This window comes from Rhizobium sp. BK650 (assembly GCF_014195325.1).
Taxonomy (GTDB): domain Bacteria; phylum Pseudomonadota; class Alphaproteobacteria; order Rhizobiales; family Rhizobiaceae; genus Rhizobium.
In genome coordinates, this window is record NZ_JACIBK010000012.1 from 17,104 (window position 1) to 33,620 (window position 16,517).

A 16,517-nucleotide genomic window follows, 5' to 3' on the forward strand; every position below is an offset into this window, starting at 1 on the left:
TGCAATTCCTCACGCAGCCGCCAACGAGGAGTCGCGATCGCTCGCGACGCTGCCCCTCCAGCTAAGAATCGATTCCGAAATGCGATATTTGTCGCGGTGCAATTGCAGTAGGTCACGTGACAAGCGTGCAGCCGCGAGCTCAATCGGCACGCCATTTTCTTCGGCAACAGGTTCTACTAGGTCGAACTGGTAACCTCTGCGACGCATCATTCCGATGACGCGAGGGTAAGTCAGAAAAATAACACCGCGTGCGCCGAGTGCGAGCAGGCATTCCAGGACACCGGTCATAAGCAAGTTCGAAGCGGCGATGCCGTTGATGACTGGCGCGTTGCTGGCTGTTGCGCATCTGGTCCATTCAAAAGGGTAGTTTTCGACTGGCAGAGTGGCTGAGAGGCGCGGATAAAATTTAGCGGCGAGGCATGGGCGCGATGTCGGTAGAAGACGAGAATAGGCGGCAATTTCGTTCTCATGTTCAAGGATAAGATGGATTGCTGCAGCACCATCGAACTGGTCGCGCTCGTAGCGGTCGGCTCTTTTCACAGCTTCCCATTCGAGTTGCTCAACGAAGCGCGTGTAGCGAAATGACCAAACCCGTTCCATCAATGCTGGGTCGTCGGACTCGCGGATCACTTGTAACATAATTCTCACTCCCGGCTGTATGCCTGAATTATGCAACCAAAGATAACGGAATACTATCCGTAAATTGCCGTGGTTTTCAGCGCTGCAGGCCGCGGCGAAACGCTTCAGCGATCATTTGGGCCCTGTTTGAAGCGGATAGCTTCCGCTGCAGGCGCAGAATATGGTCTTGGACCGTGCGCGGCGAGCGTCCCGTTATGCGTCCAATCTCGCGATCGGTCTTGCCGGCTACGCACCATGTCAAACATTCACTTTCTGCCCTGGTGATGTGTGGCAAAAGGTCGGACGGGTGCCCGATCCTTTCCAATTCATGCAGCCGGCTGTAGGCACTCGCCGCAACCATCTGCAAGAGCTTTACTTCCTGTCCTGTCAGCGCGTTTCGCCTACCGGCCACGGAAAAAATTCCTCCGTCGCCCGTTGTCGAATGCAGGGGAATGGTCAGACCGTCGACCAGGCCGAAATCACGAGCTTCGTTCATTATTCTTCTGGCTTTTGTCGGCAGAGTTCGTCGGTCCAGCGCCTTCGACCAGATCACCGACCGACCGGTTTGCCGAACCAGAATGGCGACCGGATCGGCATTGAAATAGTTCAGTTTCAGATAGCGTTCAAACCAACCTTCCGGCCATTTCTGCCACAAGAAAAAATTATCGATCCGCTCATGGGGTAAAGGCATCGACACCATCGCCGCATAATCGATCCCAAGGGATGATGTGACCTGCTCGATGCACTGGATAAGTTCGGAGCGAGTTCTGACCTCCTCACAGGTCGCAAAAAACTCGCTCAAAATCTTTATGTGAAACAAATCCACTGGCTATCCCTCTGAAGACCCTCTCTCTCGCCCAGGCGGCCCCTTTAGAATTAGTGATGCATTATATAATTGCATTCGTTCAATGCACTACCACAGTTTGTATTTATATCTTGTGCATGTAAAGTGTTAGCTGCCGGATTAGCCGCCACCCGCCAGTGACAATTCTTTTTCGTGTTGTACTCTCCGAGCGATGTACCGGAGTTTCGCACATCCCTAACGAGTACCATGCTAGCGTGGTGAAGGAATCCACAATATGGATAGTCGAGGTTTTAACGGTCGATAGGTCCATTGCGTGCTCCCCCAAACGCCATTCCTCAGGCTGAACGGCTCGCCATCTGAACGAGGCCGCCAACAAGGCTCCCTTCTCTTGCAATTGATTCTTGAAAGCTTTGGAAAGCTGCGGAAATCGACGACAAGGGAACAATGGGATCGCGCCAAGAGCTTGGGGGCAAAATCCTTGGCGCGCCTTCGGACCATTGCCCCTGACCTGACGGCAGAGCTGAACGGTCTTGCCGAGTCAACGTGCTTGGACATCCTCGACGTGTACCTCCTCTCCTGCTTTGAATATTTCGGCGAACCGCGAACGGGCTGTACCTCCGTCGGTTTGAGAACAAGCGAGGGAACGTTCGTCGCTCAAAACTGGGATGCGCCGGCGCGCAGCTGTGATCAGTTGGTCACGCTCCTTCATGAGGATCCGAACCGTCCCTTCGTCACGATAGCCTCGGCGGGGTCGCTCGGCTGGGTCGGCATGAATGCTGCGGGGTTTGCCTTCGTCAACAATGATCTTATCGTGGACAAAAGTCGGGATGGGATGCCGAGTCTGGTGATCCGGCGTTTGATGCTTGCAACAGGATCGGTGCCTGAGGCGCTCGCAGTTCTGAAGAAGAGCGATCATCTATCCGGGCGCTGTTTTGTTCTTGGCGACGCGACAGGTCGCCTGTCGATGGCGGAAATATCGCCCGCTGCCGGAGTAGCCGATGCAGCTTACGAGGTTATTCGACATACCAATCATCCGCTCTTGCCAGAGATAGCCTTATGGGAGGACACCGAAGCTGTCGCGCAGCTCTACCCCTCGAGCCGCGAACGGCTCCGAGCAGCAAACCATCTGCCGCTTCAGACCCCCCGAGATATTCAGGCGCTTCTCCGGGACCGGGCAGGCGCCCCGGACGCCATATGCAAGTCCATCTCACAACGCGAACATACCGAGACCGTCCTTTCCGTCATCTTCGACTGCCGTCGACGCGAGATGATGATAGCGCTCGGGCAGCCGGACAGAGTGCCTTACCGGCACTTCAAGCTCGATTTTCGTGCGATGGCTTAGGCTGCGTTTGCGACCTCCATGCCATGCATGCGGGCATAATTGGCAAAATGAGCGGCGAGCTCCTCGGCCCGCTCTTCACAATCCTCGGGCCCGTATGCTTCGCATTCATATCCAAGAACATCACGTAACACGTCGCTCGATCGGCTGGTAAAGCGGACCGTCCCGTCCTCATCGACGCTTTCAATGCCGTCGAACCGCTGACATTGCCTATTGATTTCTACAGCATCTTCGATCGTCAATTTACTGGGCAGATCAACGAGAAGCCCTGCCGGCGAAACTCTGACAGGATAACCACCGACCAGTCCCAGCGGGCCCGGAGCGTGCACCACTTGGCCCGACCGGCTTGCAAGTGCAAGCAACATCGCAGTCGCAGATGACGCCGTCACCGACTGGCCGGCAAGTCCTTTGACCCGACGGAAACGCCCAGCGACGAGCGAGAAAAGAACCTCGTGGTCGATCTCGGACTTCGCCACTTCCAGCCCGTTAGCATAGATGGTCAGGTGGTAGGGCGCGCCGTCAGTACCCCCAGTGCTTGGCATTCGATAACTGAGGTAGTGTTGGGCAAAGAACCGAATCTCGATCGACGAAGGATCAAGCGAAAGCATGTGAGCGGCTGCGAGCCGGATCCCCGGGACCGCGTTGGCGATATTTCCGATGCCGACTGCGGGTGCCAAGCCCTCGGCCGCGAGCGCAGCGTTGACAACGTCGGGATACGAGGCGTTCACGACAGTCGTTCGACTGTTCGCCATTCGGACAGCTTTCATGAGGCGGCGTATGAGTACCTGATGCATCGGGGTCCAGATACCACCTCGGGCCTCATCAAGCTTTTTGAAGGCTTCTGTCGGCAATTTAGTGATGACCCACCAGCTATGTAAGGTCGTCGCGTTGAAGATGATATCCGGCCTTAGCCGATCGATCGTTGCCGCTGTCCTCTCGATGTCCATAAGGTCGATAGCTTCGATCTCAATCGGCTTGGATCGACCGAGGTTCATCGCGGTATACCGTGCCAGATTGACGCGATGCAGTGCTTTCTCCGGGTTTCGTACGCCGACGACCAGCGCAAGCGAAGCATCGCTTTGCAGCAGGAAATCAAGGACGTCGCCGCCGAGCACGCCTTGACCGAGGATCAATATCTTCTGGGGATCCGCCTGTCTTGCCATAGTCACTCCTCCATACAATTAAAGGGATATATCCTTTGCTATTGCATCAATAGATTGCATAATGGGTCAGACTGCGCTAGATTGCAACTAAAAATTAATTCTCTCGAAAACGCTCCTATAGGGGGTATAGACATGCGCCCTGACGACCCGGAAGTGATCATTGATCTGAATGCGATCCAGATGAATTTTGCGATTGCGAGCTCGATGGCCGGTCCGGATGTGGATATCGGTGCAGTGGTCAAGAGCGATGGCTACGGTCTTGGCCTCGAAAGCCTCATCGAGCCCTTGGTCACTGTCGGGTGTCGAAGCTTCTTCGTGGCGGATCTCTCCGAGGCCTATCGTGTACGCGAGCGCGCAAAGGGGGAGACCGTGGTCATATTGGCAGGAATGAAAGACGATCACGTCGAGCACTACCGCAAAAATCGGTTTGTCCCGGTCTGCAACACGCTGGCAGAAGCGCTCACCGCAGCGGAAGGGCGTTGTGATTACGCGCTTAATCTAGAGACCGGATTTTCTCGCTTTGGATTAGAGCCTTCCGATGTGCGAAGTTTCATCCATCGATCTCTTCCTCCGCCTGTATTGGCCATGAGTCATCTGGCATGCGCCGATGAGCCCGCCAATTCGCTCAATGAATTGCAGAAAAACAGGTTCATCTCGTTGTCCGAGCTGCTCGGGCCGACGCGGCGCAGTCTCGCAGCATCGGCAGGATTATTCCTCGGGCCGGCTTACCTTTTCGACCTCGTGCGTCTTGGATCGGCTCTCTATGGCCTGAACACCGCAAACCTCACCCCCAATCCATTTAGGAATGTTCTTAAGCTGCGAGCTTGTCTCGTTGATGTCAGGCATGTTCACGTCGGCGGAACTGTGGGCTATAAGAGCACCTTTCGCGCGAGCCGACCGACACGTCTTGGTATCCTCTCCATCGGCTACGCGCACGGTCTGGCTTGGTCGCTTTCAAACAGGATGACTGGAGAGATCGGTTCTCACCTCGCGCCGCTCGTGGGCCGCGTTTCCATGGAATATGTCGCCGTCGACCTGACGGATGTACCCGAACAACTTTGTCAGCCCGGACAATGGGTCGAGCTGATTACGCACGATCGGCCTGTCGAAGATATGGCACATGCGGCCGCCACCGTTGCGCAGGAGGTGATGCTCCGGATCGGCGTAGCTTGCCGCCGTTCTTACGCAGCCATAGGCAGTGGACAGGATGCATGAGGCGCGAATTGCTAGCCAGGCTGTCCATCCTGCTCGCGGCCGGCTTCTTCAGCTCGGCTGGTTTTTTCGTGGGCTTTCTCGATATGAATGTGTGGGCGATCCTGTTCTGGCGCAGCTTGTTTGCGCTCGGTTTAACGTCGCTCTTCATCACGATGCAGCCCGCTCGGTTCACACTTCTGCACCTCGATTGGCCGGCCATTCTTGCGGCGGTCTCTTCGGCTGCCGCAACGATTGCCTTCATTCCGTCGCTGCGTTTGACCTCAGTTGCAAACGTTGCTGTCATTCACGGTGCACTGCCGTTGATTACGGTCGTCCTGTCCGGATTGATCCGTGACGAACGAATATGTCGCCGGACGATCAGCCTTTGCGTGTTGGTCGCTGTCGGCACGATCGTTATCTTCGCCGGCTCGACAACGTCAGGCACGCGACTCGCCGGAGACGGATTGGCGTTGATGATGACAATCTTTATGGCGGTGATGACGATCGCCTTTAAGCGCTCGCACCTCATGTCGGTCCTTCCGATGGTGGCGCTTTCGAACGCAATTGCAATGATGGGGGGCGCGATCATGGCTCCAAGTCTTGCCCTTGACGGCAAACAGGCACTCATCGTTTCATGCTTTGCTCTCTTCCAAATCTCGTTTGGCCTGATCCTCTATGCCAGAGGTGCACGTCTGCTTCCTCCGCCTGAGACGGCGTTACTGTCGCTCTGTGAGATGCCTTTGTCGGCGTTGTGGGCCTGGCTCGCTTTTGATCAACGACCAACCTTACAGACCATCCTCGGAGGGGGGATCGTCCTTGCGGCAGTGATCGCCCATCTGACGGTGCCAAAAGGCAGAATTGTGCCAACGGAGGAATGAGATGGCCGTCCCCACGGTGGAAATGATCCCAGTGTCGGATCTTGCGGCTTCCTACAGAGGCGTCGTTCTCGATGTTTTCGGGGTTATCCATGATGGAGTCTCGGCGTTCCCGGGGGTACGCGCAGCCCTTGGTCAACTTCAAAAGAGAGGCATTAAGACCTGCCTTCTATCGAATTCGCCCCGCCGAGCCGACGAGGTTGCTAAGCGCCTGGATGCGATGGGTATCGGACGCGATCTGTATCAGGGGCTGATCACGTCGGGCGAGCTGACTTATCAGGCGCTTAATGATTTCTTCGAATTTCCGGCAGGATCCAGTTATTTTCACATCGGACCGATGGAGTTGGCGGGCCTCACGTCGGGTCTTCCGATGAATGCGTCCAGAAGCCTGGATACGGCGGATTTCGTCCTTGCCACCGGATGGCCCGAAGATGAAACACTAACAGGCAAGCTTCTTCCTGCCTGTCTTGCCCGCAGGCTGCCGATGATCTGCGCTAACCCCGACTTGGAGGTTTTCATCGGCGACAAAAAGGTCATTTGTGCGGGTGCGCTGGCACGGGATTATGAAATGCTCGGAGGGCGCGTCATCTCTTATGGAAAGCCCTTTCAGGCCGCATATTTGAAGGCCTTAGGGGTTCTTTGCCTATCTCCGGAGCAGACTTTGGCGATCGGAGATAGTATCGCAACTGATATCGTCGGCGGTCAGCGAGCTGGCCTCGACACGGCACTTGTGCTGACCGGCGTCCACAAGAACTGCCTGACCCCTGCGGGTGGCGTGGACCATTTCATGCTCTTGGAGCTCTTCCGGCAGCACGATGTCGAACCCGATTTCGTCTTACCATCGCTAGGCTGGCCCTCACGAGCGCGGCGTTGACGTAGGCAACGATCTGACACTCGAACTCTGGTCTTCAAGCGGATTGAGCCGAGCTTCGATGCCACGTATCTCCTGTGAAAGCAGGGTCACAAGCTCAGGAATGCGCTCCGGCGTCAAACGCGCGCTCGTCAAGTTGATCGCAATCGAAGCGACAGCATCGCGCCCTGGTGGCAGGATCGGCAGGGCGATTGCGGAAATTCCGGCTACGAGCTCGCCGTCATCAAGGGCAAATCCAGTCTGGCGAATTTTTTGTATGTCATCCTTGACCTTCCTGACGGTCAAGCCGTCGTATTTTCCGAAGAGCGGTTCGTTGGTCGCAAGGACAATCTCAATCTCCGTTTCCGGTAGGAAGGACAGGATTGCCTGGCTCGCCGGCCCGACGCCCATCGGAATCTGGCCACCGACATGGCCGGTCAGACTATCAATCATATAGGATCCTTGCTGACGGTCGACGCAGACTGCGTTGAAACCGGAACGTGCCATCAGAAAGATCGGGTCGCCGGTTGCTGCCGCAAGCCGCATCAGGGCAGGGCGAGCGAGTTGACGCAGGCCCGTGCCATCGGCGGCGGTTGCACCCATCGCAAACAGTGCAAGGCCGAGCCGATAGCGCTTGGTTTGCCGTTCGCGTTCGACGAGCCCGTGGCGTTCGAGCGCCGTGACGATGCGATGCACGGTCGGCTGTTTTAGTCCCATTACCTCCTCGATCGAGGTCATGGTCAGTCCGGTTTGCCCACTGTCTCCTAAGAGCTTGAGGATCGCCACCGCCCTGTCGAGCAGCTGCGTGCCCGTCGCCGTACCATCTTCCTTCGCCATGTCGGTCCTCGTTCCACGTCCCGTGTGATTCCTTATACGACACGGCGCCATTGTAAACGCTTGAGAGGACACGGGTCGGGCACACGCGGGACTCCCCGAGCTCCCCTACCGCCAGATCGGCTATGTCGAGCCCATGAGCGGCAGAAGGATTGGAAATTTCGGCGAGAAGCCTTTTAAGAAGCGGCCTTTCAGTTCGTGAACTGCCTGCCTTTTGAAACCAAATATTTACAGCATAAGAATTGCCTCCCGCGGCCGTCTCAAACCGGCAACCAGAGCAAGCGAGAGGTGACTATGCATTGTATACGCTTAGGGCGCTGTAGAGATCGGAGGATCCGCGGTCGATGCCAAATCGGCTTGCCGCCTCAAGCAGTGCCTCGGCCTGCTTCCCGTCAACCGGGGATTTTTTCGTAAGAGCTCGGAATTTGGCCTCGAACATCGCAGGGGCAAGCGGGCTCAGCGGCTCGCCTCGCGGTGAGAGCACTTCTTGCTGTTCGATCAGACCCTTCCCCACAATCGTCACGCGCGCCGGGGTCGATGCAGGAAAGGCATGTTCATAATTCCTGGAGCTTACAAGCTTGATCCGACGGGCGAGCGCGATGACGGAAGCGTCGCCCAGATGTTCTTCCTTCAGTGGCAGCAGCGCCTGTTCGCCATGGACGAGCGCGAGCGCAACACAAAAGGGTATGCTGTATTGCGCGGCCTCACTCGTTGAGGGGTCTGGAACATTGGGTAAGGACAGTGCTCTTTCGAAGGTCTCCACGAGGATCGTATCGATCTCGCGCCCGCGTAACGACATTCGAACCTGAAGCGCCAGCGCCCCGTCGATCGCAGCATGGGCCCAGCGGCAACAACTGTAGAGTTTGAAATAGGCGCCCTCGATCGCCCAAGCGTCGTTCAGCGAGCCAACAAGGCGTTCCCTGTCATAGATGTCGGTGTCATCCAATATGTCGGTAGGTCCGCGATGACCGGCCTTGGCCAGCATCACCGCCTGGATGCCGTTTGCCGTCGCCCACGGTATTCCCTCCTTCACCGTATGTCCGATGCGGGTGAAACCGGTCGCAGGCTGAGACGTGGACGTCTGGCCCGTGATCGCGAGTGCATGACTCATGATGTCCGCCGAAAGCCCGCATAGCCACGCGGTTGCCGCCGCGACCCCATATCCGCACCATAGGCCGCTGTCGGTAGTTCGAAGCGCATCGATATCGCGCGAACCCGATACACGCACGGCTACCTCGTAGCCAAGCGCGATGGCGGTCAAGATTGCTACCGCGCCTGCTCCGCTGTGCTCAGCGCAGGCGAGCACCGAGGGGACGATGGCAGCGGCCGGATGGCCGGAGGCCAGTCGATGGCCGTCGTCGAGATCGAGCGCAGCAGCGAAGGTGGCGTTAACAAAGGCGGCTCCAGCAGCGGTCGAGCGCCGTCTGGAAAACCAGATGCTGCAGTCTCCGCCTCCCCAAACGAGCGGAGCACCTATCAGGGAAGCCTTTCCAGCCTTGGTTGCGGCTCCAGCAGCGGCGGCACCGATCGTGTCGACAAGCGTTCGTCGGGTGGCGTCCAGCACGTGAGCCGGTGCGACTGAAACCGACGTGCACAGGGTTGCGAGGTGGCTGGTTACGAAGGCCATCTCATCATGCGCCTTACTCTCACAGGTAGTAGTCAACTTTAGAACATCCCAGGTTAGAAGCCGATTGCCCGAATAGCTGTGAATATATAAATTCATATTGTGGATATAGATCTTGTCAACACGGAATCGGAGTGGCGAGTTTAATCATGGCATTGGTCAGAGGCGGCCGGGTTCGGCCTGATATACGCGAGGGGACCTCACTCAACATCTTCGTTGACGGCCGGTTGGTGCGCTCCCGTGTCGGCGAAACCGTGTTGACAGCCCTGAGGTCTGATCCCGGTCACGTCCGCGAGTTCGAATTCATGGACGAAGTCCGAGCCGGTTTCTGCCTGATGGGTGCCTGCCAGGATTGTTGGCTCTGGCGCGAGGGTGGTGAACGTCTGCGGGCGTGCACAAGTGAGGTCGAAGCTGACATGCGTCTTCTGACTCGATTGCAGGAGGCGCTATGATGAAACAGGCACAGCCAATCGTGATCATCGGCGCCGGTCCGGCCGGCATCGCTGCGGCCACGATGATCGCCGATGCCGGTCATCGTCCCGTCATGATAGACGAAGGGCGGGCGGCGGGCGGTCAGATCTTTCGTCAGCCTCATCCGGAATTCCTGCGGCCTCCCGGCGATATTTATGGTTTCGATGCAAGGCGAGAACAGGCCTTCCGGGCCGATGTCGCAGATCTGAATCCCGCCGTTGATTATCGATCCGAAACGACAGTCTGGAGCGCCGAAACCGGTCTGCTCCATTTGGCGAACCGCGGGCGCGCGTTCGTCCAGCCCTGGTCCCGGTTGATCGTCGCGGCCGGTGCCATGGACCGCGTACTACCGACCGAGGGATGGACGGCGCCCGGCGTCTACAGTCTCGGTGGCGCCCAGATTTCCCTCAAAGCCGAGGCGTCGTTGATTGGTCGGAACGTCATCTTTGCAGGCACCGGACCGCTCCTCTATCTGGTCGCCTATCAATATGCCAAGGCGGGGGCGAATGTCCCGGCCGTGCTCGAGACTGCAAAACCTTTCGACAATCTGTCGCTCCTGCCAGCACTGGCATCTGGCGGCGCAACGTTTGCGCGCGGTCTCTATTATATCGCCTGGCTTCACGCCCGCGGCATTCCGGTGCTGACGGGCGTCGTTCCCCTAGAGGTGACGCGTGCAGGTGATGGGCGCGTGAACGGATTGGCGTTCCGCCACGGAGCGCGCCGACTATTCCTCGGCTGTGACGCGCTTGCGCTGGGGCACGGTTTGAAAGCGGAGACCCAGATCGCCGACCTCCTCGGCGTCGACTTCTATTTCAATTCGCAGCAGAGGCAATGGCTGCCGACGATCGACATGGACGGGCGCTCGTCGATCCCGAATGTCTATCTTGCAGGGGATGGGGCTTCTGTTCGCGGGAGCGCTGTTGCCGCAGCGAGTGGTAGGCTGGCAGCATCGGCCCTGCTTCGGGACGCTGGACACAGAGACGAAGGGATAGCGAGCCGCGACCGGCGCATGATTGCAAGATCGATGCGCTTCCGTAATGCCCTCGACCGCGCCTTTCCGTTTCCATCTGATATCGCCGGAACGTTACCGGACAAGACGATGATCTGCCGCTGCGAGGGACTGACAGCAGGTGATATCCGCCACACCGTCGTCACATCCGGCGAATTCGACATTAATCGTATCAAGGCCTTCTGCCGCCTCGGGATGGGACGGTGCCAGGGGCGTATCTGCGGACCAGCGGCCACCGAGCTCATTGCGACGGTTGCTCGGATAGATGTGAGCGCGGTCGGCCGGCTGCGCGGCCAGGCGCCGATCAAGCCGATCCCTCTGCGGGATCTGACGGAGGTTGGAGCATGACTGCGTCCTTCGACATCGCGATCGTTGGTGGTGGTCTCGCTGGCTGTTCGACAGCCCTGCATGCATGCCGCATGGGTGGCTCGGCCGTGCTTCTCGAGCGCGGTCGCTGCGGCGCCCAGGCGAGCGGTGTGAACTATGGCGGCGTGCGCCAGCAGGGGCGGCACTCGGCCGAACTCGCGCTTTCCCGCCGCAGCCGTTCGATCTGGGGAAATCTGCATGAACTGGTCGGCAGTGACTGCGAATTCAGGGTGACCGGCCATCTGAAGCTCGCACGTGACGAGACGGACATGGACGATCTCTTGGTCCACAAGGCGGAACTTCATACCCATGGAATCGAGGCCGATCTCTTGGGCGCCGCCGACCTGCGCCGGCGCTTCCCTTATGTCGCGCCGACCTACGCCGGGGGATCCTTCTGCGCTGAAGATGGCCAGGCCAATCCTCGCCTTGTCGCTCCGGCCTTCGCGCGGGCCGCCGCCGCTCTCGGCGCTGATATCCGGGAGTGCTGCGCCGTCGATCAGATCGAGGTCTCGGACCAGGGCTTTCTGCTATGGCTCAGGGGCGATCCGGTTCCGGTTAGGGCGCGTCGGCTGGTCAATACCGCCGGCGCCTGGGGCGCTGCAATCGCAGCGTTACTCGGCGACTACGTCGACGAAACGGTGATGGCGCCAAACATGGCTGTGACGGAACCAATTGCACCGCTGATCGGCCCCAATCTCGGCATTTGTGGCGGCGGCATTTATATCCGCCAGACCCGGCAGGGAAGCGTCGTCTTCGGAAGCGGGCTCGGGGTTGCCGACCGAGACCGATTGAAGGCAAGGCCTCTTGCCGACGTCACGCGGGAGGCAGCGCGATCGGCGATCGCCATGGTCCCGCAGCTTGCCAACGTTCTGCTCGTCAGGACCTGGACAGGCATAGAGGGGCGCATGACCGATGGCCTGCCTGTGGTCGGGCCGAGCCCGCGCGTTAAGGGACTTTTTCACGCCTTCGGCTTTTCCGGTCACGGCTTCCAGCTCGGTCCCGCAGTCGGTGCTGTGCTCGCCGAACTCAGTCTCTGCGGTCACTCGCCGACAGATATCGATGGGCTCTCGATGAGCCGCTTCGAGAAGCGCTCTGCCGCATCGCCCGCGGCAGGTCCTTATTCAGCCTGACAACCATGAACAAATGAGGGAACAGACATGCAGCATTTCATTTGTGGATTGCTCGGTGGCGCTATTGGGTTCGCCGTCGCACTCCAAGCGGATCCATCGGTGGCGACGGATCCTGCCTATCATCTTGTTGAAGCCGGGGTCCTGTCGGTTGCCATCACCGGCGACATGCCGGGTTTAGTGACACGCAACGGCAAGCTTGCCGGTTATGATGGAGATATCCTGCAGATCGTCGCCGAACGGCTCAATCTAAAGATCCGACCGGTGCCGATGGAATGGTCGGGTGCGATCGCCGCCGTGCAAACCGGCCGTGTCGACATTATCGGCGGCAACGTCGCCTGGACGAAACAGCGTGCCGAGACGTTGTCCTTGACCGACCCGACCGGTTACTTCCAGAATGGCATCACCTCGCCCAAGGAAGCCGCCTGGCACGAGCTGAAGGATCTTGAAAACCGCAAGGTCGGGTCGATGACCGGGTTTTCCTTCCTGCCCGAGCTTAGGAGGATCAGCGGCCTCCAGCTGTCGCTCTATGACAGTTCCGACGCTGCCCTGCGCGATCTTCTCGCCGGTCGTATTGAAGCGCTTGTCGGCGACCCGCCGGTGATCGACTACGCGCTTGCCAAGAACCCCGGCTGGGGGCTGGTCAACCTGCCCTTCACTGATGACAATCCTGACTATCCGCTGTTGACCGGTCTCGGACGGCAATATGTCTTTGGCCTGTCGAAGGAGAACGCGCCGCTCGCGGCTGCGGTGAGTGCGCAGATCCGTGACCTCTGGACCTCCTGCACCATCAACGCGATCGGCGAGCGCTACGGCAATCTCAATCGAGCGAACTACACTCCCTCAGCCGTGAATTTTCGCGTCGGCATCGACCGACCGGCCGACTGGACACCGCCGGTTTGCGGGAAGTAGCTGGGTCGCGGCCGGTCAAGCCGGCCGCTCATCTTCCTCTCATTTCGACAAGGAGGCGGACATGGCCGCCGAATATCTTCTCGACGTCGTCGGCCTCGGCAAGGCCTATGGTCACCACACGGTCCTGAGTGACGTGTCTTTTGCGCTCAGTCGCGGTGAACGTGTCGCACTCATCGGCCCGAGTGGCTCAGGCAAGTCGACTTGCCTTAGGGCCATCAACTATCTCGAACCCCCGACGGCGGGGGATATCCGCCTGGATGGGCGCGCAATCGGCAGACACGCGGACGGTCGTCGCATGAGCGATCTGGAGCTCGCGCCGCAGCGCGCCGAGATCGGCATGGTGTTTCAGCATTTCCATCTGTGGCCCCACCTGAGCGTTCGCGCCAATGTCGCATTGCAGCCGCGAAAGGTACGCGGTGTGCCGTGCGGCGAAGCCAGCCGCCTGGCGGAGGCGATGCTCGCCAAGGTCCATCTCAGCCATAAGGTCGACGAGATGCCCGAGCGCCTGTCCGGCGGTCAGCAGCAGCGCGTGGCGATCGCCCGGGCACTTGCCCAGCAACCCAAGCTCCTGTTGTTCGACGAGCCGACCTCGGCGCTTGATCCAGAGCTCGTGGGTGAGGTTTTAAGCGTCATCAAGGAACTCGCGGTGGAGGGAAGGGCGATGATGCTCGTCACCCACGAAATCGCCTTCGCACGCGAAGTCGCCGATCGCATCCTTTTCATCGATGGCGGTCGCGTTGTCGAGCACGGACCGGCGAGAGATCTTCTCGATCATCCGCAATCGCCACGCCTCAGGCAATTCCTGGTGAACCTGTCGCAGGGAAGGCGCCGCGATGGATAAGCTCCTCCTGCAGAGAATTACCGAAGCACTGTTGACGGGTGCATGGGTCACTGTCGAAGTGACGATCGGAGCCCTGAGCGTGGCGATCGTCATCGGTCTTGGCCTTGCGACGATCGCAGTCCTGTCGAAGAGCCGCTGGATTCATCTACCGATCCGTATCTATGTTGAGGCTCTGCGCAACGTGCCGAGCCTGACATTCCTGTTTCTTCTTTATTTCGGGCTTGCGGCGGCGGGGATCAGGCTTTCCTCAATGGTAGCCGCGGTTACGGGGCTCGGATTGATCGGCGGCGCTGTTACCGTCGATATCTTCCGTTCGAGCTTCCAGTCGGTTCCCGTTGGTCAGAAGGAGGCCGCCGCATCGATAGGGCTGACCCCCTTTGCCTGCTTCAGGCATATCATTTTGCCGCAGGGCCTGCGGCTCGCCCTTCCGTCGATTGGGAACTACGCCGTTGGCCTTGTCAAGGACACCTCGCTTGTTGCGGCAATCGCAGCGCCAGAGGTGATGTTCAACGCGCGTCAACTGGTCAACGAAACCTTCGAAACCGCGTTGATCTATGGCTGTGCTGCAGCCGTCTATCTTGTCCTGACGATGGTTGTCGCCGGATCGGTCTCCCTCGTGGAACGCAAACTGGAGACACCGTGATGTTTTTCGATACGATCTTGGCCAATCTCGGGGATTGGGGGCCGCGCATGCTCTCAGGCCTGCGTCAGACGCTGGTGCTGACGGCAGCAGGCTTCTGCCTCGCGTTCCTGCTGGCGCTCGTGCTTGAATATTTTCGCTCGCGCCGTTTGGCGGCGTTACGCCTCGTCGCCCGCGTCTATATAGCCGTCGCGCGCGGCCTACCGATCCTCGTCATCTTCTATCTGATTTATTTCGCGTTACCGGGTGCAGGGATCACACTGCCGGCGGAGGCGGCCGCCGTGATCGGGCTTGCCTTGGTCTATGCGGCCTATCTATCGGAAGTGTTCCGAGCCGGCCTTGATGCGATCCCGGGGGGCCAACGGGAGGCAGCGTTCGCAAGCGGACTGACGCCGTTTCAGACTTTCCGCCTGATCCTCCTGCCGCAGGCGATCCGCCACACAGTCGCTCCGCTCTTGATCAATCTCGTGTCGCTCTTGAAGGACAGCTCGATCGCTGCCCTCATTGCCGTCCCAGAATTGACGTTAGCCTCTCGTGAAATCATGTCGGAAAGTTTTATGCCTCTTCATGTCTTTGCGCTCACGGCAGTGCTTTATTTCTGCCTTGCCTGGCCGGCCTCGCTCGTAGCCCGTCACATCGAATGGCGCTTCCGCTTCCCTGCTTCGAAAGCACCATCATCACCGACCGATGCCTTGACCCCCGCCAAACTGTCTTCGTGACGGCCTATTTGCTGTCGCCAAGAGGGAACGGGATGAAAAGGTATGCGGCGATGCCGCTGAATGTGACGATTCACATCTGGTCGACGCCCGCTCTTCGCTCCACCTAACCGGCGTTCGCCAGCCTCTCTTCGCATATCAGCGTAACCGTTTCCTGGAGTACCTTCACTCGCTCGACGAGCCATGCGAGGTCCTCTGCGCTGATCTCGTAGTTCGGCGAATAACGGGCTTCGACATAGGCCCGGGACAGAAGTTCGAACCGCCGGCGAGCGATGCGATTGTCGCGTGGCCACGCCTCGACAAGTCTTCTATCGACGTCCTCGGCCTTGGAACGCAACACCTTGATGCGGTGTGATTTCGGACTGTAGAGCGTGAGGGTTAGAAGAACGCAGTGATAGGCACGTTCGGTAGCTTGGTGGAGCATGAAAGCGCCGTCGCGCCAGATATTATTTGCGAGAATAAGCTCTGCGCCAATAACGGCTTCTCTCGAAAGCTGACTCCACTGCTCAAAATATCGTTGCGCCTCGGCGTTCGCGGCGACGTCCGTGAGCGGCTTCGGCTGGGCAAGCGAATGGCCTTCCTCTTCGTAGAGCACCTTTCCGTCCCTTGCGATATCGACAAAGAACGGTCGGCCACGCGACAGCTGATCGTTGACATCGTGCAGGCTGTGGACAATCGGGATGACCGGCGTTTCGATCCGGTGGGCGATCTGTTCCTGCAGTAGTCGCTCGTCGAGCGACAGCCACAGCTCCTGTTCCTGAGCAAAGTTCTCGGAGTTGACGACGATGAGGAGATCGTAGTCGGAGCGATAACCACTCGACCGATCCTCCACCCAGTCGCCGCGCGCATATGAACCGTAAAGGATGACCTTCAGGATCCGGTTATTTGCCCGCTTGGCCGACAATTTGGTGGCGCGGAACTGCTCGACCTCGTCAAAGACGATCTCCAGGACGCGGGCAAGCTCGCGCCGCTTTTTTGCTGGAAGATGGTCGAGCGTATCGGTCAGGGTCAAAGCCGCATCAAAGCCTTCGGTGGGAATCGTGTCCATCGTAACGGCTCACCCGATGTTTCGCATCTAAACGTTTTACGAGAATCTTATCAACAAATCAATCAAAGCGATTGGAACTGTCCAG

At 58.7% G+C, this 16,517-nt stretch carries 17 protein-coding genes; 11 read left to right on the forward strand and 6 right to left on the reverse strand.

Annotated features, from left to right (window positions below; all coding sequences use genetic code 11):
- Positions 1–9: 9 nt before the first annotated feature.
- Together FHX15_RS24245 and FHX15_RS24250 are read right to left on the reverse strand one after the other, a co-directional pair.
- On the reverse strand, positions 10–639 hold the full coding sequence (locus FHX15_RS24245; protein WP_184400924.1) for an acyl-homoserine-lactone synthase: 630 nt from the start codon (positions 637–639) through the stop codon (positions 10–12).
- 76 nt (positions 640–715) lie between these two features.
- Positions 716–1,444: a LuxR family transcriptional regulator gene (locus FHX15_RS24250; RefSeq protein WP_312861892.1), complete on the reverse strand. Its 729-nt coding sequence runs from the start codon at positions 1,442–1,444 to the stop codon at positions 716–718.
- Positions 1,445–1,736: 292 nt separating this feature from the next.
- Between FHX15_RS24250 and FHX15_RS24255 the strand changes: the two genes are divergently transcribed.
- Positions 1,737–2,765: a C45 family autoproteolytic acyltransferase/hydolase gene (locus tag FHX15_RS24255; RefSeq protein ID WP_184400925.1), complete on the forward strand. Its 1,029-nt coding sequence runs from the start codon at positions 1,737–1,739 to the stop codon at positions 2,763–2,765.
- Here the strand turns inward: FHX15_RS24255 and FHX15_RS24260 are convergent.
- Positions 2,762–3,877, reverse strand: a complete 1,116-nt coding sequence (locus tag FHX15_RS24260; protein ID WP_312861893.1) for a hypothetical protein — start codon at positions 3,875–3,877, stop codon at positions 2,762–2,764. The genes FHX15_RS24255 and FHX15_RS24260 overlap by 4 nt on opposite strands.
- A 180-nt stretch (positions 3,878–4,057) precedes the next feature.
- Between FHX15_RS24260 and alr the strand changes: the two genes are divergently transcribed.
- Genes alr through FHX15_RS24275 form a run of 3 tightly spaced genes read left to right on the forward strand, consistent with a single transcriptional unit; the run spans position 4,058 to position 6,868 of the window.
- Entirely contained in the window at positions 4,058–5,140 is a 1,083-nt protein-coding gene (alr, locus tag FHX15_RS24265) for an alanine racemase (RefSeq protein ID WP_184400927.1), read from the forward strand.
- Entirely contained in the window at positions 5,137–5,997 is an 861-nt protein-coding gene (locus FHX15_RS24270) for a DMT family transporter (protein ID WP_184400928.1), read from the forward strand. The genes alr and FHX15_RS24270 overlap by 4 nt, the downstream gene beginning before the upstream one ends.
- 1 nt (position 5,998) lies before the next feature.
- A complete protein-coding gene (locus FHX15_RS24275; RefSeq protein ID WP_184400929.1) occupies positions 5,999–6,868 on the forward strand; it encodes a TIGR01459 family HAD-type hydrolase in 870 nt (289 codons plus the stop codon).
- Here FHX15_RS24275 and FHX15_RS24280 read toward each other — a convergent pair.
- On the reverse strand, positions 6,851–7,681 hold the full coding sequence (locus FHX15_RS24280) for an IclR family transcriptional regulator (RefSeq protein WP_184400930.1): 831 nt from the start codon (positions 7,679–7,681) through the stop codon (positions 6,851–6,853). The genes FHX15_RS24275 and FHX15_RS24280 overlap by 18 nt on opposite strands.
- 289 nt (positions 7,682–7,970) lie before the next feature.
- A complete protein-coding gene (locus tag FHX15_RS24285) occupies positions 7,971–9,341 on the reverse strand; it encodes an MmgE/PrpD family protein (protein ID WP_184400931.1) in 1,371 nt (456 codons plus the stop codon).
- Positions 9,342–9,451: 110 nt separating this feature from the next.
- Between FHX15_RS24285 and FHX15_RS24290 the strand changes: the two genes are divergently transcribed.
- The 7 genes from FHX15_RS24290 (at position 9,452) to FHX15_RS24320 (ending at position 15,387) form a co-directional block, all read left to right on the forward strand.
- On the forward strand, positions 9,452–9,754 hold the full coding sequence (locus tag FHX15_RS24290) for a (2Fe-2S)-binding protein (protein WP_184400932.1): 303 nt from the start codon (positions 9,452–9,454) through the stop codon (positions 9,752–9,754).
- Entirely contained in the window at positions 9,751–11,130 is a 1,380-nt protein-coding gene (locus tag FHX15_RS24295) for an NAD(P)/FAD-dependent oxidoreductase (RefSeq protein WP_246779056.1), read from the forward strand. The genes FHX15_RS24290 and FHX15_RS24295 overlap by 4 nt, the downstream gene beginning before the upstream one ends.
- Complete coding sequence (locus FHX15_RS24300; RefSeq protein WP_184400933.1) at positions 11,127–12,278, forward strand: NAD(P)/FAD-dependent oxidoreductase; 1,152 nt, start codon at positions 11,127–11,129, stop codon at positions 12,276–12,278. The genes FHX15_RS24295 and FHX15_RS24300 overlap by 4 nt, the downstream gene beginning before the upstream one ends.
- 27 nt (positions 12,279–12,305) lie before the next feature.
- Positions 12,306–13,187 (forward strand): transporter substrate-binding domain-containing protein, encoded by an 882-nt coding sequence (locus FHX15_RS24305; protein WP_184400934.1) that lies wholly within the window; start codon positions 12,306–12,308, stop codon positions 13,185–13,187.
- Positions 13,188–13,248: 61 nt separating this feature from the next.
- Positions 13,249–14,028, forward strand: coding sequence for an amino acid ABC transporter ATP-binding protein (locus FHX15_RS24310; protein ID WP_184400935.1), 780 nt, complete (start codon positions 13,249–13,251; stop codon positions 14,026–14,028).
- Positions 14,021–14,671: an amino acid ABC transporter permease gene (locus tag FHX15_RS24315; protein WP_184400936.1), complete on the forward strand. Its 651-nt coding sequence runs from the start codon at positions 14,021–14,023 to the stop codon at positions 14,669–14,671. The genes FHX15_RS24310 and FHX15_RS24315 overlap by 8 nt, the downstream gene beginning before the upstream one ends.
- Positions 14,671–15,387 (forward strand): amino acid ABC transporter permease, encoded by a 717-nt coding sequence (locus FHX15_RS24320; protein WP_210290832.1) that lies wholly within the window; start codon positions 14,671–14,673, stop codon positions 15,385–15,387. Before FHX15_RS24315 ends, FHX15_RS24320 begins: the two co-directional genes overlap by 1 nt.
- Positions 15,388–15,490: 103 nt before the next feature.
- Here the strand turns inward: FHX15_RS24320 and FHX15_RS24325 are convergent, their stop codons facing one another.
- Complete coding sequence (locus FHX15_RS24325; protein WP_184400938.1) at positions 15,491–16,432, reverse strand: HEPN domain-containing protein; 942 nt, start codon at positions 16,430–16,432, stop codon at positions 15,491–15,493.
- Positions 16,433–16,517: the final 85 nt, after the last annotated feature.